Source organism: Maribacter taeanensis, assembly GCF_047345145.1.
Classification (GTDB): domain Bacteria; phylum Bacteroidota; class Bacteroidia; order Flavobacteriales; family Flavobacteriaceae; genus Maribacter_C.
This window is the reverse complement of record NZ_JBLFER010000002.1, coordinates 1,162,736-1,186,687: the sequence shown is the minus strand read 5'-3', so window position 1 is coordinate 1,186,687 and position 23,952 is coordinate 1,162,736. Positions and strand designations below refer to the sequence as shown.

13 protein-coding genes are annotated in these 23,952 nt (G+C 38.5%); 8 read left to right on the top strand and 5 right to left on the bottom strand.

All coding sequences use genetic code 11. The features are described from left to right. Nucleotides 1-124: 124 nt before the first annotated feature. The 3 genes from ACKWCD_RS10925 (at nucleotide 125) to ACKWCD_RS10915 (ending at nucleotide 9,925) form a co-directional block, all read left to right on the top strand. Nucleotides 125-6,910, top strand: a complete 6,786-nt coding sequence (locus tag ACKWCD_RS10925; protein ID WP_413983985.1) for a DUF7507 domain-containing protein — start codon at nucleotides 125-127, stop codon at nucleotides 6,908-6,910. 123 nt (nucleotides 6,911-7,033) lie between these two features. Next, the gene (locus tag ACKWCD_RS10920) at nucleotides 7,034-7,972 is read left to right on the top strand and encodes a PorP/SprF family type IX secretion system membrane protein (protein ID WP_413983984.1); all 939 of its coding nucleotides are present in this window, start codon (nucleotides 7,034-7,036) and stop codon (nucleotides 7,970-7,972) included. 12 nt (nucleotides 7,973-7,984) lie between these two features. After that, the gene (locus tag ACKWCD_RS10915; RefSeq protein ID WP_413983983.1) at nucleotides 7,985-9,925 is read left to right on the top strand and encodes an OmpA family protein; all 1,941 of its coding nucleotides are present in this window, start codon (nucleotides 7,985-7,987) and stop codon (nucleotides 9,923-9,925) included. Between the two features lie 351 nt (nucleotides 9,926-10,276). On the opposite strand, the gene ACKWCD_RS10910 is transcribed toward ACKWCD_RS10915, so the two are convergent. From ACKWCD_RS10910 to ACKWCD_RS10900, 3 genes are all read right to left on the bottom strand, one after another. Beyond that, nucleotides 10,277-11,491, bottom strand: a complete 1,215-nt coding sequence (locus ACKWCD_RS10910) for a tyrosine-type recombinase/integrase (RefSeq protein WP_413983982.1) — start codon at nucleotides 11,489-11,491, stop codon at nucleotides 10,277-10,279. Nucleotides 11,492-11,921: 430 nt separating this feature from the next. Continuing rightward, on the bottom strand, nucleotides 11,922-12,272 hold the full coding sequence (locus ACKWCD_RS10905) for a hypothetical protein (RefSeq protein ID WP_413983981.1): 351 nt from the start codon (nucleotides 12,270-12,272) through the stop codon (nucleotides 11,922-11,924). 5 nt (nucleotides 12,273-12,277) lie between these two features. Beyond that, nucleotides 12,278-13,189 carry a hypothetical protein gene (locus tag ACKWCD_RS10900; RefSeq protein WP_413983980.1) on the bottom strand — a complete coding sequence of 304 codons (912 nt, stop codon included), beginning with the start codon at nucleotides 13,187-13,189 and terminating at the stop codon, nucleotides 12,278-12,280. Nucleotides 13,190-14,293: 1,104 nt separating this feature from the next. Between ACKWCD_RS10900 and ACKWCD_RS10895 the strand changes: the two genes are divergently transcribed. The 5 genes from ACKWCD_RS10895 to ACKWCD_RS10875 all read left to right on the top strand — a co-directional run bounded on the left by ACKWCD_RS10895 (nucleotide 14,294) and on the right by ACKWCD_RS10875 (nucleotide 20,054). Then, nucleotides 14,294-15,301, top strand: a complete 1,008-nt coding sequence (locus tag ACKWCD_RS10895; RefSeq protein ID WP_413983979.1) for an NAD-dependent epimerase/dehydratase family protein — start codon at nucleotides 14,294-14,296, stop codon at nucleotides 15,299-15,301. Continuing rightward, nucleotides 15,298-16,620 carry an NAD(P)/FAD-dependent oxidoreductase gene (locus tag ACKWCD_RS10890; protein WP_413983978.1) on the top strand — a complete coding sequence of 441 codons (1,323 nt, stop codon included), beginning with the start codon at nucleotides 15,298-15,300 and terminating at the stop codon, nucleotides 16,618-16,620. The genes ACKWCD_RS10895 and ACKWCD_RS10890 overlap by 4 nt, the downstream gene beginning before the upstream one ends. A gap of 9 nt (nucleotides 16,621-16,629) precedes the next feature. Further along, on the top strand, nucleotides 16,630-17,598 hold the full coding sequence (locus ACKWCD_RS10885; RefSeq protein ID WP_413983977.1) for a polysaccharide deacetylase family protein: 969 nt from the start codon (nucleotides 16,630-16,632) through the stop codon (nucleotides 17,596-17,598). A 77-nt stretch (nucleotides 17,599-17,675) separates the two neighbouring features. After that, on the top strand, nucleotides 17,676-18,740 hold the full coding sequence (locus ACKWCD_RS10880; protein ID WP_413983976.1) for a glycosyltransferase family 2 protein: 1,065 nt from the start codon (nucleotides 17,676-17,678) through the stop codon (nucleotides 18,738-18,740). 15 nt (nucleotides 18,741-18,755) lie between these two features. Further along, the gene (locus ACKWCD_RS10875; RefSeq protein ID WP_413983975.1) at nucleotides 18,756-20,054 is read left to right on the top strand and encodes a hypothetical protein; all 1,299 of its coding nucleotides are present in this window, start codon (nucleotides 18,756-18,758) and stop codon (nucleotides 20,052-20,054) included. Between the two features lie 28 nt (nucleotides 20,055-20,082). Here the strand turns inward: ACKWCD_RS10875 and ACKWCD_RS10870 are convergent, their stop codons facing one another. Together ACKWCD_RS10870 and ACKWCD_RS10865 are read right to left on the bottom strand one after the other, a co-directional pair. Beyond that, a complete protein-coding gene (locus ACKWCD_RS10870; RefSeq protein WP_413983974.1) occupies nucleotides 20,083-21,105 on the bottom strand; it encodes a heparin lyase I family protein in 1,023 nt (340 codons plus the stop codon). 146 nt (nucleotides 21,106-21,251) lie between these two features. Further along, complete coding sequence (locus ACKWCD_RS10865; protein WP_413983973.1) at nucleotides 21,252-23,804, bottom strand: PKD domain-containing protein; 2,553 nt, start codon at nucleotides 23,802-23,804, stop codon at nucleotides 21,252-21,254. Nucleotides 23,805-23,952: the final 148 nt, after the last annotated feature.

The following is a 23,952-nucleotide window of genomic DNA, read 5'->3' as shown; positions in this document are numbered from 1 at the left end:
ACTTAAGTCAGACCGGCATAACTCCAAATTTCATTGTTTTCACAACAAAAAATACCCCTTACACAACATTGTAAGAATTTTCTGTATTTATTATAAGTAATTGCAAAAACAAAAATTATTTACCATGAACATAGCCACCTATATAACTCTATTCATTAATGATAAAAAGAGAAACTGCTTCAAAGCTCTGAATACTTTTCTGGTCCTCTCTTTTCTTATATTTTCCATTTGTCCTGTTTATGCGCAAGATTTCGATGGTGATGGTATAGCGGATGCCTTAGACCTGGACGATGACAATGACGGTATCCTTGATACGGTAGAAGCGGGTATCGTACCAGAGCCCGGGACTGTTGGTGCACCCGATGCATTCGATCCAACCAAGACAGGTTGGTTCCAGATACTTAACGGTGTTACAATCGATGGTGTGACCTATCCTGAAGGCCAGTTATTCACCTTTAGCTCACTATCAAACACTTATGTGCCAATTGGGGTTGGTGTTGATGCCAATATTAACTCGGCCGGATTTGATACCGCTTCTGGCTTTATTTATGCTATTGTGAAACGTAACAATACTGGTGCAATCGATGCGACGGGTGTGGTTCTTACGAAAGGAGATTTGGTTTATTATGATCGAGATGGTGAATTATTCAAAGTAGGTGCTACTGGTATTAATAGTACCACCGCAGGCGATATTTACAATGGTCAACTTTACGCTCAAGATTTTATGGAAATTGCTGTTATTAATCTTTCTACGGGATTGATAACCAAGGATTTCAAACTTAATAATCCTAATTTCGCCGTTGACGATTTCACTCAAATCGGAGGAAAATTCTATCATTTCGAGCCGAATGTGTCTGGTGGAGCGGACTTGTTGTCAATCGATATAAGTGGTGGTGTAACCGATGGGGCAACGGTACCAGTTATTTCAACTGCAATAAGTGGTTTGCCAACTGTCTCAGGCTTGTTTGGTGCATCTTTTCAGTCATTAAACCCAACTACTAATCAAGTGGAGCTTTTCTTCGCTAGTAATGTAACCGGTCAAATTTTTCGAATTGATAATTATGATACTACAAGTCCATCTGCAACTCTGGTCGCACAAGGTTCTGCAACTTCTTCAAATGATGGAGCTTCTTCACCCCTCGCACCACCTGCATCACCTGAATTCTTACGAGATACAGATGGTGATGGTATTCCAAACCACCTTGATACCGACTCCGACAACGATGGGTGCCCGGACGCTGTAGAAGCAGCAGGTACGTTTATGACTGCTGATGTAGATAGTGATAACAGCCTTGGCGATCTTGTCGATACAGACCCCGCAAGTCCTACTTATGGAGTACCGATTGTCGTCGGAACAGGACAAACAACAACCGCAGCTTATTTTGACGCTTCTGATGCCACAGCATGTGTACCTCCTGTTGATACTGACATGGATGGTATTTCCGATAATGATGATCTAGATGATGACAATGATGGTATTTTAGATGTAAATGAAGTAGGTGACAGTGATGGTGATGGTATCCCTGATAGTCAAGAAACAGATAGTGATGGTGATGGTTGTGTAGATGCCATAGAAGCGGTAGGCACATTTACTACAGCAGATATCATAGCAAATGGTAGTCTTACAGACGACCCAACAGCAGTAGACATAGACCCAGCAAGTGCTTCGTACGGAGTACCAACTGTAGCTGGTACAGGTCAAGCGACCTTTAAAGATGTAATTACCATTGGCCCTGATTTAGATGGCGACGGTATTGCAGATGCCTGCGATGATACCGATGACCGACCAGATAATGACGGAGATGGAATTAAAGATGTTGTCGATTTGGATGACGACAACGATGGTATTTTAGATACAGATGAGTGCAATGCTACCGTAAATAGTACAAGTGTAGGTGGTAAATTTTCCGATGTCATTCAATGGATAGCTTTCAACGATGTCGATTTTGCTGATAATAGGGCAAATACTGGTGATGTACAAACCGTAACCGATTTAGAGGGGAACGTACTTACCATCACTGTGGTTTCGGTGACCAATCCACCTTCCACAAACGAAGCATATTATCCAAATGGATCATTAGCCGGAAGCGGTTATTTGATGGATCCCTCCATTCAAGACAACATTGCCTTCACACAAAATGGAAATCATACCTATGTATTAAGTTTCTCCGCCGTAGATTCAGCTGGTAATCCTATTGACGCCGACATTATTGCCTCAGAAGGTGAAGCCGCAACCAATGGAGCTGAATTCGTCAGATATACCACAAATGGTGGTGGTTGGGAATTGCTTGAAGATTTAGGGCCTACCCCAGTAACTTATGTTATTACCGATGGTGGGGTTTGCGAAAATTCATTACAATATACCAATACAGCGCAAGGCGGAGCTGCAGACCGTACTTCTCCCCTATTACTTTCAAAAGGCATTACCCAACTTACCTATGAACAACAAACTGCAGGTGCACAACGAATGACCATTGGTTGGCTCGTGAATACGGTTTGTGAAGATACGGATGGTGATAACATACCTGATTACTTAGACCTTGATAGTGACGACGATGGTTGTTCTGATGCAAACGAAGCCTATGACGGATTATTGATTGATGGTCGTGATGATGGGGTCTTCGGAATTGGAACACCAACAGTTGGCACAACTGGTTTAGTAGCTGGAGCTGCTTATGATACAGGTATTGTTGCTGCCGTTCTTGATGGAGGACCAGGTTCTATTTGTGACCCCGATACCGATATGGATGGTGTTGTAGACAGTATTGATTTGGATGATGACAACGATGGTATTTTAGATATCGTAGAATCCAAAGGAAACAATACGACAGGTGATGAAGATGGTGATGGTATCCCGAACTGGCAAGATACTACTGATAATGGTGATGGAGGAGATTCTACCACAACAGATTATACGGATACTAATGGAGATGGTATTCCTGATGTGTATGATTTTGATGGGGATGGCGTACCTAACCATTTAGATCTGGATGCTGATAACGACGGTATTTATGATGTTATCGAATCCGGAGGAACTGATGCAAACGACGATGGAAGAGCAGATGATGACGATAATAATGCGGACAATACCACGACGAATGGTATTCCAACAAGCTCAGGAACAGGGGTTATGAATCCTAGAGATACCGGAAACAATAACTCATCCGATTATCTGAACACAGATAGTGATGGCGATGGTTGCTCAGATGCTTTAGAAGCTGGTTTCGCTGATGACAATGATAACGGGGAACTAGGTGATGTACCATTAACAGTGGATGAAAATGGCCTTGTTACCTCTGGTACAGGTTACCTCGCTCCTACCGAAACAAATGCTGGAACAGCTGATTATGTAGATAGAGCAGTTAATCCTTGTGCAGATATTTCAATAACAAAAATCGCCACCTTGGTCGACACAAATGGCAGTGGTCGCGATGATGTTGGTGATACCATTAACTACACTTTTGTTGTTACCAACACAGGGACAGTTGACCTTACGGATGTAATAGTAACTGATCTTTTGGCAACGGTTACTCCCGCTACAACCATTGATTTAGCTGCTGGCGCTGTTGACAGCGCAACATATACAGCAAGTTACGTTATCAAACAGGAAGATATTGATAACGGAAGCTTTGCAAATACTGCTGTAGCAACTGGTAAGGACCCTGGTGGAACAGATATCACAGATGATTCTGATGATCCAACAAATGCTACGGACGATGACCCTGATGGTGATGGTAATCCTGATGATCCAACGGTTCAAGACTTTACACAAGAACCTTCAATATCCTTGTTAAAAACAGGTGTATTGGAAGATGCTGATGCTGATGGATTCCCGAATGCTGGCGAAAAAATCAGATATAGCTTTACGGTTGAAAACACAGGTAATGTGACCTTGACTGGAGTTACTATTAATGATCCTTTAGTTGCCGTTTCCGGTGGACCGCTTGATCTAGAACCAGGGGTTGTGAATACCACCACATTTTTTTCACTTTATACTTTGACACAAGCTGATATTGATAATGGAAGTATTACCAATGCAGCCGTGGTTACCGGTAAAGATCCGAACAATGCAGATATCACAGATAATTCTGATGATCCAAATAACACTGCGGATACTGACGATAATGGAGATGGTGATCCTGATGATGATACGGTTATTCCATTACTAAAAAATGCGAAAATCGAAATATTTAAGACGGGCGCCTTTGTAGATACCAATACGGACGGACTAGGACAAATTGGTGAAACGATTGGATATATTTTCGATGTACGAAATGTAGGTAATGTAACCCTAACGGGAATTACCATCAATGATCCAAAAGTAACCGTTACGGGTGGGCCGATTACCCTTGCACCAGGTGCGAGTGATAATACGACCTTCTCCGCGAGCTATCCTTTGACGCTTGCTGATATCAATGCAGAGGAAGTAGTTAATAGGGCAACTGTTACAAGTAAAGATCCAGACAACATGGATGTGACGGACACCTCCGATGACCCTACTACCGTTGACCCTGAAGATGATACAGTAGTGAAAATTGAAACTAGCCCTCAGTTGTTCTTGTTCAAAACAGCAATGTTCAATGATGAAAACGGAGATACTTTTGCCGACGCTGGTGAAACAATAACCTACAGCTTCGACGTTCGAAATACAGGTAATGTAACCATTACTGGTATTGCGATAACCGACCCATTGATTACAGTAGTGGGTGGACCGATTGATCTTGATCCGGCTCAGTTCGATGATACTACCTTCACAGGAACGTACACATTAACACAGGCTGATGTGGAAGCTGGCACGATAGAAAATCAAGCCGAGGTTACTGGTACTGATAATATTGGCGGACCTATTATGGGCGTTAGTGATTTCTCTGATGATCCTGATAACCCTGTCAATATTGATCTTGATGGGGATGGAGATCCCGATGATCCAACAGTAATCGATTTACCTGCAAATCCTGAGATTAGTTTAGAAAAGGTTGGTGTGTTTACTGATGAAAATAAGGATGGTTTAGCACAAGTAGGAGAAACCATGACGTATACATTTAAAGTTGAAAACACCGGAAATATCACTCTAACTGATGTACGTATTGATGACCCAATAGTTACTGTTTCTGGTGGACCTATTGCAACTATGCTTCCGGGAGATATGGATGATACCTCTTTCACTGCCATTTACGCTATTACTCAAGCTGACATTGATGCGGGAGAGGTTTCAAACCTTGCAACGGTAATTGGCAAAGATGCTAACAATATGGACATCACTGATGATTCTGATGATCCGAATGAACAGTTAGACACCGACAATAATAATGATGGTGAACCTGACGACCCAACGGTCTTGGATGCACCACAGCAATCGAGTATCTCATTGACAAAAGAAGCTATGCCTTCGTCCTTCAGTGCAGCTGATGATATTATCACATACAATATGGTGGTGACCAATACTGGCAATACGACCTTGTCAAATGTTGTCGTGACGGATAACAACGCCACGATTACCTCCGGTTCCCCAGTGGCTACGTTAGCACCTGGTGAGACGGCGACGGTAATCGCTACGTATACCATTACCCTAAATGATTTCTATGCGGAGAGCTTTACCAATGTAGCGACAGTTACCGCTAGAGATCCGATGGATAATCCTGTTACCGATACTTCTGATGATCCGAATAATCCGGATGATGTGGATGATAATGCTGATGGCGATCCAGATGACCCGACAATTATTGAATTGGATTCGGATGGCGACGGACTTAAAAATTCCGAAGACCTCGATGATGATAACGATGGTATTACAGATGTGGAAGAGCAAAATGGTTTCGACTTCTTGGATACCGATGGTGACGGAATTGTAGATCGCTTAGATACGGATGCCGATGGTGATGGAATCAATGATGTAGATGAAGCTGGTCATGGTATAGCTGACCTAGATGGTGACGGAAGAATAGATGGCCCTGTTGGCACGGATGGTATTCCAGATGTCGTACAGAATGATCCAAATGGCGGTGACGTCACTTACACTCCTAGGGATACCGATGGAGATGGTATACACGACTTCCAAGATATTGATGATGATGGTGATGGAGTTCCAACAGAACAGGAAGTTACGGATGGTACAGACCAACTTGATCAATGTGACTTAGTGTATACAAACATCGTACTAGCTCCAGAAGCAGTATGGAATGTCTCTGATTGTGATGGTGATGGGGTCACTAACGAACAAGAACGTATGGATGGCACCGACCCAACAAATGCTTGTGACTTTGTCGAAGCTAGTATCACCGAACCACTGGGCCCAAACTTTACCATGTCAGATTGTGATGGTGACGGAGTTACCAATGAACAAGAAGAAGCAGATGGTACGGAACCTGAAGACCCATGTGATTTTGTACTTGCCAATGCAACAGTTGCACCTAGCGCAGCGTGGAATGCTGCAGATTGTGATGGGGATGATCTGACCAATGCTGAGGAAAAGCTATTAGGAACAGATCCTAATAACCCAGATACGGATGGTGATGGTATCAATGATAGTCAAGAGGTTCTTGATGATACGAATCCATTAGATCCATGTGAATCAATCGGTGGTACGCCACCAGCAGGTTCGGCTTGTGACCTGGAAATCAGTAATAACCTCATGACCCCTGATGGTGATGGTATCAATGACTCTTTCAGAATTAAGAACATTGAGCAATTCCCAAATAACACAGTAGAAATTTTCAACCGATGGGGTGTGAAAGTGTTCAGTGCTACGGGTTATGATAATGAAACGAACACCTTTAGGGGTATCTCCAACGGACGTGCAGTTGTCAACGAAAGTGAAAGCCTGCCTGCAGGGGTATACTTCTATGTGGTCAACTATGATGACAATGGAGTCAGCCAGGCTAAGTCGGGATACTTATACATTAACCAGTAAACAACTTCGGGGCAGTCCCCCGAGGCATTCGAAAAGAAAAGACCTTATAGTGTCGAGGCAAGCCTCGGAACATTTTAAATCTCGATTATCGAGTAAACCATAACTATTAAACGAAATAATATCATGAAGAAATATTTTATTGCACTTGTACTGATCGTCGCCTCGACCGGGGCGGCAATCGCCCAGCAAGATGCGCAGTATACCCAGTACATGTACAATACACTTGCCATAAACTCCGCCTATGCAGGTAATCGTGGGGTGCTGAGTATGGCGGGGCTCTATCGTACACAATGGGTGGGACTCGAAGGGGCCCCGAAAACCCAGACCTTTAACATCCACTCCCCCGTTGGTAAAAGAGTGGGCTTGGGCTTATCAGTGGTGAACGACGAAATCGGTAACGGTACAAGCCAGCAGACCTATTTCGATATCGCTGCCTCCTATACGGTTCCCGTATCCGATCAAGGTAAGTTATCCTTTGGAATAAAGGCAGGGGGGCATCTCCTAAACCTCGATTTTACCAGACTGCAAGGTTTCACCGATGAACAAGGTGCAGGGGGTATACCAAATATCGATAATAAGTTCTCCCCGAATTTCGGTGCAGGTCTCTATTATCATACAGAGCGTTTTTACTTTGGGGCATCCATACCCAACTTCTTGGAGACCGAGCATTTCGATAATACCAGTGCCGCAAGTTCTTTCTTGGCAACAGAGCGTATCAATCTCTATTTCATTACGGGTTATGTTTTTGACTTGAACCCGAACTTGAAATTAAAACCTGCTTTATTGTTCAAGGCAGTCCGGGGTGCGCCACTTCAAGCGGACTTTTCCACTAACTTCCTGATCAATGAAAAGTTCATTCTAGGTGCCGCTTACCGCTGGGATGCCGCGCTTAGTGCCATGGCAGGTTTCCAGATCACCGATGGCCTGCTACTTGGCCTGGGCTATGACAGGGAGATCACGGAACTCGGGAACACCTCATTCAATGACGGTTCTTTCGAGGTCTTTCTTCGATACGAGCTGTTCAACAAACGTAACAGGGTAATTACACCAAGGTTCTTTTAACAAATCCACACAATGAGAAATAAAATACTACATCTGTGCCTTGTCTCGGTAATCGCTTTGTCTTCAGCAAACGCACAGGACAGAAAAATAACAAAGGCCAACAAGAGCTTTGCCGATTATAACTACTATAAGGCGATCGATCAGTACGAAGCCCTTGTCGAGAACGGAAATACCTCCCCTGAAACCTATCAAAACCTGGGTGATGCCAACTACTTCAATGCAAGCTACCGGGAAGCTGCCAAATGGTACGGAATGTTAGCGGATCTCGGGCCGGATGCCATCGACAAGGAACATATGTACCGCTATGCGGTCAGTCTCAGGACCATCGAAAAATACGATGAGTCGGACCAGTGGATCGCAAAGTTGAATGCCGCAAAGCAAGGCGACCAGCGCGGTAGGAACTTTTCAAGTAACAGGGACTACCTTAAAAAAATAGCGGAACGCTCCGGCGGATATACCATCGATAGTCTTTCCATCAATTCGTCCGAGTCCGATTTTTCCCCTTCCTTTCATAAGGGGAATATCGTATTCTCAACGGCAAGGGATACCAGTATCGGTTCGAAGAATGTGCATAACTGGAACAAAAAGGAGTTCTTGAACCTGTATACCGCTACGCCTTCCAGCAGTGGGGATTTTATGGATATCGGTCCGTTCTCAGGCAAACTGAACACGAAACTGCACGAATCGTCCACGGCATTCACCAAGGATGGCAATACTGTATATTTCACTAGAAACAACGGAATAGACGGAAGATTCAGAAGAGATGATGATGGAGTCAGTAGACTTCAAATTTACAGGGCCACCCTCAAAAATGGCAAATGGGAAAATCTTGAATCCATGCCCTTTAATGCCGATAATTATTCTGTGGCGCATCCTACCCTGAACAAGGCGGAGGACAAATTGTATTTCTCCTCCGACATGCCCGGTACCATGGGGCAGTCCGATATCTGGGTGGCCGAGATCCGTAAGAACGGTTCTTTGGGAACACCTGTGAATTTAGGTCCCAAGATCAATTCGGAAAGTAAGGAGACTTTTCCTTTTATTACAGAAGATGATATCCTCTATTTTGCCTCCGATGGTCACCCGGGACTCGGTGGCATGGACATCTTCGCTACCGATGTCAAGAATTTGGAGAACAGTGATATCGTAAACCTGGGGGAACCCATCAACAGTATCTATGATGACTTTTCCCTTATCATTGACAATGATACCAAACAAGGCTACTTTGCTTCCAATAGGGTCAATGGACGTGGAAGTGATGATATCTACTCCTTTCTTGAACTCAGGCCACTTGATTTCGAATGCCTCAAGGATATCGCCGGTATCGTAAAGGACAAGAAGACAGGGGCCATTCTTTCTAACGCCAACGTAATCGTCTATGATAGTAAAAACGAGAAAATCTCTGAAACTATTTCTAATACGGATGGAACTTTTGCGCTCGAAGGAAGGTGCAATGAAGGGAATTATATGGTCGTAGGGGAAAAGGAATCCTATGAAAAAGGAGCTGCGAACTTCGAAAACAAGAATGGTTCGCCAGTTGAACGAATCGAACTGTTATTGTCGCAAGTTGAACAGGCCCCGACCGGTACCAACCTGGCTAAATACCTTAAACTCGAACCCATCTACTTTGATTTTGGCAGGTCATTCATACGTGCTGACGCAAGAATTATTTTAGAAAAGGTATTGGCATATATGAGAAAGTACCCTTCTGCCAAAGTAGATGTGCGTTCACATACGGATAGCCGTGCAAACAATGCCTATAACATAGCACTTTCAGATCGTAGAGCAAAATCCACAATCACTTACCTTATCAAACAGGGCATCGATAAATCCAGAATAACAGGAAGAGGTTATGGAGAAACACAACTCACAAACGAGTGTGATGACAATACTTCTTGTAGTAAAGAAAAACATCAGCGGAATCGAAGATCAGAATTCGTTGTTGTTGGTTAGGTGAAATTCGAGACTCTTGAATTTCAAGTAAAAAGAGGGCTAGGTACCCTCTTTTTTTTGTTTTAGAGCTTTTAGTTTTCAATCTGAAAGTAATTTCATAAAAATATTTCGGTACGATGAGTCTTTTGTATCAATATTTAGAAACGAGTTTTTCCAAATTGTTTTGTTTGTAGTAATAATTTATAGTTTCATTTAGCTGGAATCAAGATTCTTTTTAAACTTAAACCGTTGTCCTTCTTTCATAAGAGTTCCGAATTCGAGTTGAGAAGAAACTTTATATTGTTCGGTCTTGATTATTGAACGAAAACATCCTAATTTGGGATATAATACTTCCATTTTAGAGAATATTCCTTAAAACCCAACAACATTGTCCAAAGCCTCATCTGTCTCCTTTGTCATAAAATTCGATTGATATTGCATTGTTGTAGTAATCGAGGAATGTCGATAAAGCTTCTGGAGTAGCTGAACAGGTATTTTATCACCTGCTATATTGCCAAAACTATGACGGGCTATATGCATAGTAATCTTTTTGTCAATATTCGCTTTTTCTGCAATCTTCTTTAAATATTTATTAAATTTCTTGGTAGCAGTTCTTGTTTTGGTATAAATATCTTGATTGTTCTTTAAATCGGCTTTTTTAAGTTCAGGAAAAATTAAACCACTGGAATGTTGTCTATCATATTGATAATAGCTTAAAATAGGTATTAATTTTTTAGGTAATTTAAGTGAAAGTAACTTTGAGTTTTTGTTCATTCTATAGTGTATCCTCCCATCGTAGATATCACTCCACTTAATTTTAAGTACATCCCCTACCCTAATACCTGCAAGGTAAAAACAAAAAAGCCAAATATTTTTGCTATGCAACTCCATAGAAGACAAATTGCTTATACGTTCTATTCTTTGAATCTCCTCAATCGTTAAACCAATTTTTTCCGTTTCCGGGAACCTTATGGCTATTTTCCCCTTACCAAAGGGGTAATTCTTCTTATCGATAATACCCAAACCAATTGCCCTATTGTATAGTGTCCTGATAACTACAAAATTATTTACCACAGATCTCTCAGAAAGATTTCTCTTATTTTTAAGGTATAACCTAAACCGTCTTAAAAATACCTCATCAATTTCAGGGAAGGATAGTTCTTTTGACTCAAAAAAAGCAACAACATGATTTATTCTAACCTTATCTGAATAGTACCTTGTAAGCTTTCCATCACTTTTAAGCTCCTGGAGATATTCTTCCGCAACCTCCCAAAATGTAAAATAATCCAACGTGTTTGTAATTTCTCTTTTTATTTGAATAGATGAAATATCATTTCGGTTAGATTGTAGTTCAATTAGGGCTCGATTCGCTTCTGAGGCTCTTGTAATAAGTAATTTGTTTAACATGTCAGCGTCTGGGTGGGATTTCCGTACCGTTCTCTTTTTATCATCCCAATGCCTTAATTCAATATAATGTCCGATAAAATAATAATTTGACTTTCTGTTCTTAGTAATACGAACAGCCAAGGGGTAAAGCCCCTGTTTGTTAGGCTTCTTACGAAGTACGAGCTGTGTTTTTGATGTCATAATACTATTTTACATAATTAAATATAACAATTTTAGGTACAACATAGGTACAACAATTGATAATATTACATATCAAAAATTCATATTTTACAGTTCTTTTTCAGGTACAACATAGGTACAACAAATGGCCATATTATATGCTTTTATTTGATAGTAAAAAAAATTAAAATATTTTAACTAATTGATTTTCAGATTATTTACATGAATTTGATATTATACACGTTGGACTTAAAATCCAATGGACATTAGTCCGTATGGGTTCAAGTCCCATCTCGAGTACAGAAAACCCTAATAATCAATTGATTATTAGGGTTTTATTTTTTGTAGAGCTATGAATAAGACAACTCTATACTCTTATTTTAATTAAAAAAACCACCAAAAAGTCAGCTTTGAATTTTAGGTCTGTTTAACTCTTGCTTTAATATAATTCTTACTCAATCTCGCCCTGCCCTCTCTTTTGCCATAGATGAATCCTTACCTCTTCATAAACAGCCTGCTTAAGGACATTGTCATTTACAAAGTCATTCATCATGGCCCAACCCAAGGCATATGAACTCGCAAATTCGTCAATATCACCAAAACCAAGCTCATAATATTTTTCCTCTACTTCTTGATAGTCCAATTGATAAGGTTTGGAATCTGCCACCTGATACAATATAGTATTTACTTTTTGTAACAATGCTCCAACACCAGTTTGTAATCTATTTATAAATCCGAATCTAGTTCCGTCAGATGGTATTCCTTTTTTCAAATGGAACATTTCTGAATTAGTTTTCTTCATATTGTCTATATTTTTCTTGTTACCTTATTTTGAATTTTTAATTTATCGTTAAAAAAGAAATTTAATGCTAGAAGTGCACTAAGCGCTAATGTTATATAAAATTTTATATTTGGTTTATTGAAGCCTGTCTCCTGCCAGTTTAGAAGAATTATAATGACCGAATACAAGCTAATAATGACAGGTACTAAAAGAAATGGCCTTGGTTTCTTTTTTCTTGCACCATAATAAATGAAAGCTCCCAGCCAACCCAGATGGGCATAAAGATGTAGCATTAGAAAATAAACGAACGATCTGTAGGACCAAAACCCGCCTACCCCATCACTATTTGTGAGAAAGCTTTCTATTCCAATTATTGGAACCCAGCTACGTAATGAAGCGTCTCTTAAAGTGATGATGTCATGCAAATAGGGGAGCGTACTAATTGAAATGATAGACAGCCATATAATTGAAGTGGAGAGATTAAATCTATTTTTCTTAAGATAGGCCAACACCGAAATAAGACTTATACCGAGCAAAAGGATGAGTTTTACTTCCGGTGTATTGGCCACAGACTTTCTTAAGTTGAATAGGATAATCAAGATTTGATAGGCTCCCATAACAACAGGTATGAAAAGGGCATAATAGTAAGATGTACGTTTTGAAACAAAGAGCCATGCCAGCCAGCTGAACTCAGTAAAGAGAAAAATAAAAAGTGTATAGAGGAACATTCTATAGGTTGAAAAACCTAAAACTTTTCCTTGATTGTCTGTTAGAAAATTTTCGATGCCCAAGATTGGCACCCATTTTTGCAGACCGCTATTAAAAGTTGTAATTGCTTCGTGCAAATAAGGAAGCGATGACAAACTAACTATTGCCATCGCTATCCAAAAACCGCTAGGTATCTTCGTTTTTAACTTCCTTTTTTTCAATTGAGTCATAAAGATTATCATCTGCTACAGCGTTATCTGAACAAGACGTAAACATGCCAGTAACGAATAAAACAGCTAATACAAATACTAGGTTTTTTGCTTTCATAATTAACTTTTTTAAGGGTTAAACTATCTTAAGTTAACTATGCAAACATCTCGAAAATTGCATTTTTCAAGCTACTTTCGACAAACTACCATTTTTCGTTATAATAGGGCAAAATACGCGGTTTTATCATAAAAATAAGCATGCAAAACCTCTGATTTTTGGAGGTTTTAACCTATCATAATCGGAGGTATTTAATAGATTTATTTGAGGTTTTATTTTCAAAGTGGAATAGAAGTCATGGAATAACAAGCAATTTTTGTTATTCAACAAACATTAAGATGGAGGTATGGTCTTAAAATATAAAAGTTAGCGCAGTGAAATGAACAAAGATTTGAGATAGGAAAACTTGGACTTACGAAAATTTTGTGAAAATGAGCATGATAAGCTCGGATTTGGGAACTAGTTAGTTAATAATTTAATGTTATTCTTATCCAATTTTCCTTTCCTCTCTTTTTCCATTAACGATTCCGAAACTCTTCATTAACAGCCTACATGATGACCTTGTTATTTGCGAATTGCAGTAAGAATCATTATTATCAAAAACCTGAACTTACTATTGGTTTCCAATTGCTATCACTTTTTTTGAAGAAAAATTTGCCATAATTGACCATCCAATCTTGAAGTTGAAATACCTTCAACAACAACTCCCTCTGTGTGGTCTGAATAAAAACCAATCTTAGAATAATTTAGAAGTACTCATCTCGAGTACAGAAAAAGCCAGGGCATATGCACTGCCTTTTGGTTTATAAGAGACGATTAAATCATAGCTTAGCAGATTTTTCTTAAGTATTTGCAATTCTTAGTTTTACATCTTATCGATAACTTTTGCAATACAAAGATTTTTTCAAGCAGCATCTGTCAATATAAGTATCTTTCGCCCTTCATCGATTAAGTGCAACTCTAAACGAAGGGTTTATGATCATTCCTTCGAGTTTAAATATGTTAGGAATTATGCGCCTTTGATGATTAATTAAACCAACTATTTTAACCATTACAAAACAAATCGAATGAGTACAACTTCCAAAAAAGTCTTGGTAACTGGTGTTGCAGGTTTTCTAGGCTCAAACTTATTGAGTAAGCTATTGAAAGAAGGACATTATGTTGTCGGTATTGATAATCTTTCAATGGGGAGGTTAGAAAATATACAAGAATTCCAACATCATGCAAACTTTGACTTCCTTGAGAAGGATATTTTAGAAGAATCTACTATTGACAATCTAGGTGATGACTTTGATGTAATAATACATTTAGCCGCATTTAAAATTCCTAGATATGGAAATGCTGTAGCTACCCTGCAAATTAACTCAAAGGGAAGTGAGAATATGCTTGAGTTTGCTCGTAAAACCAAAACCAAATTTGTACTTGCCTCAACATCTGATGTATATGGCATGAGTCCAGATATTCCTTTTAAAGAAGACGGTAATTGCGTTCTTGGTGACTCAAAAGTACCGCGATGGGCTTATGCAGTTTCTAAACTATTTGATGAGCATTTGGCCTTGGCTTACATGGAAGATTATGATTTTCCTGTAGTTATGCTACGTTTCTTTGGCTCTTACGGTCCTCATCAACATTTATCTTGGTGGGGTGGTCCACAATCGGTGTTTATTGATTGTATTTTAAACAATAAAATAATCCCAATACATGGTGATGGCAAGCAGACGAGAACATTTACATTTGTAAACGATACCGTAGAAGGTATTTATGCTGCAGCCATGAAATCAGAAGCGAATGGCGAAATATTCAATATCGGAGCTAACGAAGAAATAACTATTCTTGAATTAGCTGAAATGCTCAATGAAATTGCTGACGAAACGACCAAAGCCGATATACAGCTTATTCCATATAATGAGATATCAAGTGGAAGAAAGTACCAAGATGTCATGAGACGTGTACCAGATACCTCAAAAGCAGAAAAAATATTGGGTGTAAAGGCCAAAACTAGCATGAGAGAAGGTCTACGCATCACCTATGAGTGGCAGAAAAGAGTCACTATGAACAAAGTCGAAACTACATGAAAATAGGTATTGTTGGCGGAGGCTTTATGGGGCTCGTTTTAGCTCATCAAATTTCAAAGACCAAAGCCACTGTCAAAGTATTTGAAAGTGATTCGCAGCTTGGTGGACTAGCAACTCATCATGATTACGGAACTTTTATTTGGGATAAGTTTTATCATGTCATACTACCCACTGACAATTATTTAATAGACTTAATAAAAGATTTAGGACTAGAAGATGATCTTAATTGGCGTAGATCAATGACGGGGTATTATGTGAATAAGAAGTTCTATTCGATCAGCAGTTCAAAAGAGTTTTTGCTCTTTCCTCCCCTGAATATTTTTGATAAAATGAAATTGGCCTACACCATATTTTATGGCTCACGAATTAACGACAGAAAAAAACTAGAAGGTATTTCTGTAAAAGACTGGTTGGTCAAAATTGGAGGTAGACGGACCTATGAAAAATTTTGGTCACCCTTATTAAAAGCTAAACTAGGAGACAACCATGATCGCGTGTCTGCAATTTTCATTTGGACGTATATCAAACGGCTTTTTCAGGCGCGAAGTTCAGCTGCTCAAAAAGAACATATGGGCTTTGTTTCAGGGGGCTATAAAACCGTTTTTGATCGTTTGGAAAAATTACTTCTCGAAAAAGGTTCATCGGTATCTACAAATGCTACTATTCAAAGTATAAATACTAATCCGAAAGGAGGTATTGATCTTAAGGTAGGAAATACAATAGAGCACTTTGACAAAGTAATATTTACCGCTCCACTAAATGTTTTAGAAAAAGTGAGTTCTCCGGATCTATTCAATGTTTCAAAAAAAGACAGAACTGTGGAATATTTGGGTGTAGTGTGTATGGTACTCGTCACAAAACAATCTATGACACCTTACTATGTCTTAAATATAGCTGATAAGGAAGTTCCATTTACTGGGGTAATTGGAATGAGTTCACTAGCCGATTTAGAACAAACAAAGGGCAGTCATATCACTTATTTTCCAAAGTACATCACATCTGATCATGAATATTGGTCAAAATCTGAAGAAGAACTCGAGAACCTATTCTTAAATGGGTTTAAGAGCATGTACCCTGACTTTGATATGAAGACTGTAGAATCCGTTCATATTCACAAAGCATTTAAAGTACAACCTCTTCAGGTACTAAACTATTCTGATATCATACCCAAAATAAAGACAGCGCACCCTGATTTTTTTGTGCTAAATACGTCACAATTTGTCAATGATACACTCAATAATAATTCGGTGGTAAATCATGTTGAAGACTTTATGAAAGAGTTCAAAAAAGAATTAGCATTACATCTAGAAACTGTTTAAAAAAATAAAATGAGTAAGCCCTTATTAAGCCTTTCTCTTGATCTTGATAATCAATGGTCTTACATGAAAATTCATGGAGAAGAAGGTTGGGAAGAATACCCTTCATATCTCGACATTTTCGTGCCGCATATACTTAAGGTTTTAGATGAATTGAATCTAAAAATTACCTTTTTTATTGTTGGTCAAGACGCCGCATTTGAGGCTAATCATAAGTACCTAAAAGCATTAGCAGATGCAGGGCACGATATTGCTAATCATTCTTTCAAACACGAGACTTGGTTGCACCTATATACCAAAGAGGAAATGCGTAACGAAATTGATACTGCGCATGATATTATTGAAAAAGTAACAGGAAAGACACCCAATGGTTTTCGCGGACCTGGATTTAGCTGGAGCACTACTCTTTTGGAGGTTTTAGTAGAAAAAGGTTATGCCTATGATGCTTCAACACTACCAACGGTAATCGGCCCACTAGCAAGACTTTATTACTTCAGCACTTCAAATTTATCTAAAGAAGAAAAAGAAGATCGTAAAGAAATTTTTGGTAAATTTTCTGATGGATTTCGCAGATTAAAACCTTACTACTGGAAGTTTCGCAAAGAGAAAAAATTATTAGAACTACCGGTCACTACAATGCCCGTATTTCGAATTCCCTTTCACCTAAGCTATCTTTTGTATTTAAGTAATATTTCTATTCATTTAGCGATGTTTTATTTGAATATTGCCATTTTCTTGTGTAAAATAACGCGAACCGAACCTAGTTTTCTTCTCCATCCTTTAGATCTTATTGGTGGAGATCAAATTACAAGTTTGGCCTTCTTTCCAGGAATGAATATTAGTAGTGATAGAAAAATACTTATTTTTAAAAAGGTAATGAACAAACTTGCAAAACACTATACATTGGTTAATATGAATACTCATGTAGAAAATATTATGAGCAAAAAGTCTTTAAAATCAGTTGTAGCTCAAGCAGTTTGACCAATTTAGTTTTATTGAATCCATCCGAGTAAAAACTAAAAACAAAACCAAAAAAATAACGAACCATAACAAACTAAATGTCTACAGAAAAAATAGAAACGGAGACAACAAAACCATTGGTTTCAATTATAATTCCTGCTTACAACGAGGAAGCATTAATCGAAAAAAATGTTGCTCTTCTGTATGACTATCTGGAGACTTTAACTGATCTATACCGCTGGGAAATTTTGATCGTAAATGATGGCAGTAGTGATCAAACAGGACCGCTATCTGACGCGCTATCAAAGAAGTATAACACTTTAAATGTACATCATCATATTACCAATCGAAATTTAGGCACTGCCTTACGAACAGGGTTTCAAAATACTCATGGCGATTACGTCATTGTGCTCGATATCGATTTGAGCTATGCGCCAGAACATATAGAAAGACTCTTAGCAAAATCGGTAGAATGTGAAGCCGATATGGTTATTGCTTCTCCGTACATGGCAGGAGGTAAAAATACCGCCGTTCCTCGCTTAAGATTACTTCTTAGCAAGACCGTCAATTTTATAATGCGCAAAGCCTCTGGCTTAAATATTTATACGTTCACGGGTATGGTGAGAGCCTTTAAAGGTGAATTCATTCGTTCAGTGAATACCAAATCAAGTACTTTCGACATCAATTCTGAACTCATTTTTAAAGCCCATATCTTGCGAGCAAGAGTAGTTGAAATACCAGCTCATTTAGACTGGACAGAACAGCGGAAACTTGGCAAAATAAGAACCTCAAGTTTGCGCATTATCAAAGGTATTTTCAATGGTTTAGTAAACAGTTTTATTTTTAGGCCTTATTTGTTTTTCTGGCTATTGGGTATAGGAATATTTTTAATATCACTTTACATCATCGTCTGGATTTTCATAAATACCTATTTACAATATCCCATGACCGCTGAGTTAACACAAGGATTTGAAAATAGATTTTCTTTAGCCGTTTCAGAGGTATACCGTCAGAGACCATACTCATTTGTTGTAGGAGGTATTACCTTAATAATTTCTATTCAAATCTTAGGGCTAGGCTTCCTTTCGCTTCAAAAGAAACGCTATTTTGATGAGCTTTTTCATTTGAATTCTGCTGTTTTAAAGGCGAATAAAAAATTGTAGCTAAAGAACGCGTACATGAAAAAAAGCTCCTTTTTAAAAACTGTATTACCATTTTTACCGCTTTTAATTTTTTATGTTGTCGTCGTTACCGTTTTTTCTTCAAGCGAGTTAATAGGTGATGAACCGAGACATATGAGCTATGCGACCAATTTAGCAAATGGTTATTATGCTGAACCGGACAATCCTTCATTGCGAAATGGGCCTGGGTATCCATTGGTAATTCTTTTGCCTGTAATTCTGAATGCTTCCTATGATTTCATTCGGTTATTGAATGTACCATTCATGCTATTTGCAGTAGTTTTCTTTTATAGAGCTTTGAGGTTTTATCTTAAACCTAACAAGGCCATTATGCTTAGCTACGTTTTTGCGCTATATCCTCCTATACTTAAATGCATGACAAGCATTTATTCAGAAGCATTTACACTCTTCTTAATATGTGGTTTCTTATATTACTTAATAAAATTAAACAGAGCGCAAATCAAAAGTATATCTCTGATTATAATTTCTGCTTCATTTTTAGGAGTCTTGGTATTGACCAAAGTTATTTTTGGATACGTGATCTTGGCTGCAATACTTTTCTATTTGCTTTTATTCCTTGTCAAAAGATCTACTCAAAAAAGAAACCTTTTATTCGTTTTGATTGGTGGTTTTCTCTTTTCTGTCCCTTATTTACTTTACACCTACAGCGTAACAGAAAAAGCATTTTTATGGGGTACACAAGGTGGAGAAATCCTCTATTGGAGATCTACTCCTTTTGAGAATGAATACGGTAATTGGGTGAGTATAGAGGATGTCTTAGGAGAAAATAATTCTGAGCAATATAGCACAACTGAATTGTTTAATAATCATGGTGATTTTATTCAAAGTCTTGTGCCTCTTTCTTACCTAGAAAGGGATGCCCTTTTTAAAGAAAAAGCTATTGAAAATATTAAGCAATATCCTTTAAAGTATATTAAAAATACAGGGGCTAGCGCTTTTCGACTTTTCTTCAATTCTCCCTATTCGTACACCCCTCAAAAAATGTCAAGTTATCTTTACATCATACCCAATATGTTCTTATTAACCTTTTTGGTTTTCAGTATTTACTTAGGGATAAAAAATCGAAAACTAGCTTCATTCGAAATTCGATTTTTAGGTTTAATGGCTCTAATTTTTATAGGAGGGTTAACACTTTTAGATGGAAGAGTAAGACATTTAATTCCTATAATTCCTGTACTTCTATTTATTATTGCCGTTGCGTTCAGCCAATTTGTTCGTTTGAACATTGAGGTAAGTAAGTTCGCCATCAATGACGAAATTCCTAGAGAAGATTAATTTTAAGACCTATTTTCAGCATTTAAATTCATTTTGGCTTTACAAGTGCAAATGAATTTTGAAGGTAATCTTGATCGCCTGGTCGTCTCATTAGAACTCTTAAAGGTCCCATAGATGTATTTAGCTGTATAATTCCTTCACTTGCGGACTTAGCAATATTTGATGCTGATTGCCACTTCCATTTGTAAATTCCCCATTTGGCATAACCCCCTATTGGTTCTTCTTGATAAACCGTTCTTTCTTGTTCACTGTAAATGAGTTTATCGTCGATCCACACTTCATAAAGACCTGTATTTTCATCTCCCCAAACAACATGAACCACAATGTCTAAAGTTTGCCCCGCTTTGGGCACTATACCTGTAGGTGTATACTTATGATTCTTTGAATTTATCGCGGCATTGGTTACGAAAATTTCCCCTGCAGTATTCGTTTTTTTTGCCATATTGGTTTTTGCCACCCAAAGACTAATCAAAGGGTTTGCCGGGCTCTTAAAGCTACCATGGACTTGCCACATGATCCATTCGTTAAACGCATCTGCTTCATAATCTTCTCCAAATTTATAGTCCCAACCAAACCATTGCTCGGTACCTACAGGGTGATCTACATCTGACGGGTGTTCTCTTATTTCTGCCCTGTAATTAAAGTCATATTTACACCATTCTTGAGCCGTTGGGGTAGTAGGATTTACTTTAAAATAAAGTCTATCGCCTGAACCAGTAACCATTCCGTTATTGCAATGGCTATTTACCGCTAAGTGATTCGAACTAAAAAAATTTGTAGCACTATTTAAATCCTCAGTTATTTTAACATCTGACCAGCACCATACTCGCGTACCCGCTTCACTAGCCTTGCCACTATCGGTATAGCAATTTGAATTCAACTGTTTAGCTCTTTTAAGGCTTTCGGTCGGTTTGATTACTGAAACCACTTCTTTTTTTGAAACCTTTTCGGAAGATGTCTTTAGATTGTTTTTACAAGAAATATGAACCAAGACTAAAGTTGCCAGTAACAATACATTGCAAAAAGAAAAATTGACTTGAAGAGATTTCATTATTGGCATATTCGAGGATAACGGCATTTTGAAGAACTTTCTTTCTCTTGGTTCATCAACACTTGCCAGCGGCAAAATAGTAAAATTAACCGAATTGCCTATAAATGCTATTTATGTTTAAGGAATAAGCACGTGTATTTCTACTGTCACTTTGGTTTTACCGTATTGAATTCATTTGCCAAATATGTACTATTCGAGGGTGATTTTTTAATAACTCTTAAAGCACCTATCGATGTATTTAATTCATTTATTCCTAGAGCTTGCGAAGAATTTACATTCGATTGTTGTCTCCATCTCCACTTGTAAATTCCTATTTTCCAGTAACCACCTTCTGGCTTTTCGGCATAAACTGTTCTTTCCTGTTCATTATAAACAAGTACATCATCAATCCAAACCTTAAATAATCCATTATTATTATCCCCCCAAACCATTTGAATGACGATTCTCAAAGTTTGCCCGGCGCGGGGCACAATACCTGTTCGAATCTTCTTCGGGTTTTCACTAGAAAAAGCAGCATTCGAAATGAACAGTTCACCTCTAGGATTTGAATTGCCCAGGTAATTCGATGGCGCTAATTCTAAGGCGGTCATAGGATCAGCCGGCGAGTTAAAATAACCGTGTGTTTGCCACATAATCCAAGGTAATTCATCGGCAATGTAATCATCACCAAATCGATAATCAAAACCCCACCATTGCTCTGTACCTAGAGGATGTCTCACACTAGCCGGATTATCCCTTATTTCTTGCCTGTAGTTATTGTTACTTGAAGAAGAGTTATTGGGGTTTAATCTGAAATTAAGCCTTCCGTTTTGAGCAAAAACCCCATTCGCATTATAATGAACACTTTTTGCAAGTTGATTATTACTAAAACCACTTTGCGCGCCGGCACTATTCACTTCTTGTTCCAAATCAGACCAACACCATTGTTTCAAACCTTCATCACCAGATAGCCCGCCATTTGTTACACAATCTGTAGTATCTGTTATTTCTTGATTAACCGATATTGTTATGGACGCAGTATCTGTTAGGCCCTGAGCGTCGGTTACAGTTAGCACTACGTTATAATTGCCTGGATTCTCAAAAGTATAACTGGTATTTGCCGAGGTAGAAGAACTTTCTGATAGGTTCCAAAAATATGAAACGATACCATTGTCATCTATCGAATTACTACCTGTAAAATTAACTTGTAGAGGCGCATAACCGTTAATGATGTCTGCAGAAGCCAAAGCTACTGGAGCTTCATTGGCTGGCTCTCCTGCTGTTATGGTGACAGTCGCCTTATCTGAAAGTCCATCTGCATCAGTAACTGTTAGTTCTACAGTATAAGTTCCTGTAGCCGTGAAAGTGTGTGAGGGGTTAGCACTATTAGAAGATGATCCATCTCCAAAATTCCAACTATACGTTTCGATTCCTTCATCATCCTCAGAACTACTTCCTATAAAATTCACATTTAAAGGAATTATTCCAGAAACTACATTCGCAGTTGCTATAGCTATAGGTGCTTCATTTGCAGGTTCACTCACGGTTATTACAACGGTATCAGTAGAACTAAGACCTTCTGCGTCTGTAACCATCAAGATAACTTCATAACTGCCAGCCTCTGTAAATGTGTGAACAGCATTGTTTGTAGTAGCTGAACTGCCGTCTTTGAAATTCCAATTATAGGAAGTAATTGACTTATCATCAGAAGATTTATTACCTGTAAAGCTCACTTCTAATGGCATAATTCCGCTTGACGGCGATGCTTCTGCAATGGCTGTTGGCTGGGCATTCGTTTCGGTAGTATCTTCCTCAGTAGTATCCTCTTCTATAGTATCTTCTTCTGTAGTATCTTCTTCTGAAGTATCTTCTTCAGTAGTATCTTCCTCAGTAGTATCTTCTTCTGTAGTATCTTCTTCTGTAGTATCTTCTTCTGTAGTGTCCTCTTCTGTAGTATCTTCTTCTGTAGTGTCCTCTTCGAGGATTTGTTCTTCATTAATAAGAATCTCTTCCGCCGAAATTGGAGCATTATAAGAAACTATTAATTGAGGGCCTTCCTTCGTTGTATTTTCCTTAGAGGCAAAAGCCAAGTCATCACCATCCTCATGTTCCAAAATTAAAGTGGAATTCTCAGGAAGTAGATGTTCAATATCTAAATCTATCATAACCTTATCCTCTACCCTATAAACTTGTTCTATTTGCCCTAATTCTGAAGCAATTTTAGGAGCCGATGTTTCAGAAAGATTGTCTTCATTCCAATTGTTCGATTCTCCCTTATAAACTTTGATTATTCCATTACCATCGTCAGTATTTATATGAAAAGATAAACGTGCTGATGTGATTTCTCCCCCAATAGAATCAATTTGACTCAAATCAAACATCAGATAACTTCTCCTAAAATTTTCTTGAAGTCGAACAATTATTTGATCAAATCCACTGCCATTTTGCAAGTAGGCGTCGTTAGAGGTAGGAAAAATTGTGGTTCTGTTTTCTAATTCCTCATTAACATTCTCATCTTCAATAAGCTCTTCATCGGAAGGGTTTTCATCTTCGCTTGAGTTCGTGGTCGTACTATCTTGTTCGACTATCGAAGTTGAGTTTTCCTCAAGAACTGCATCAAGAAGTATATCTCGATCTTTACTACAAGATAGTATCAATAGTACCATCATGGTAATACAGCACAAGCAGGAGATAAATGTACGTGTGGGGCGTAAATTCATATCTTTCTAGTAAGTGTGGGGCACATCGTAATTTCTATTACGGCATGTTTTCTTTATACGCTGTCATTTTTAAATTAGACGATTAACAGCGTGTAAATTCGATGAAATACATTTAATTTTAACATTTTCAAACTTTTTTCAATGACAA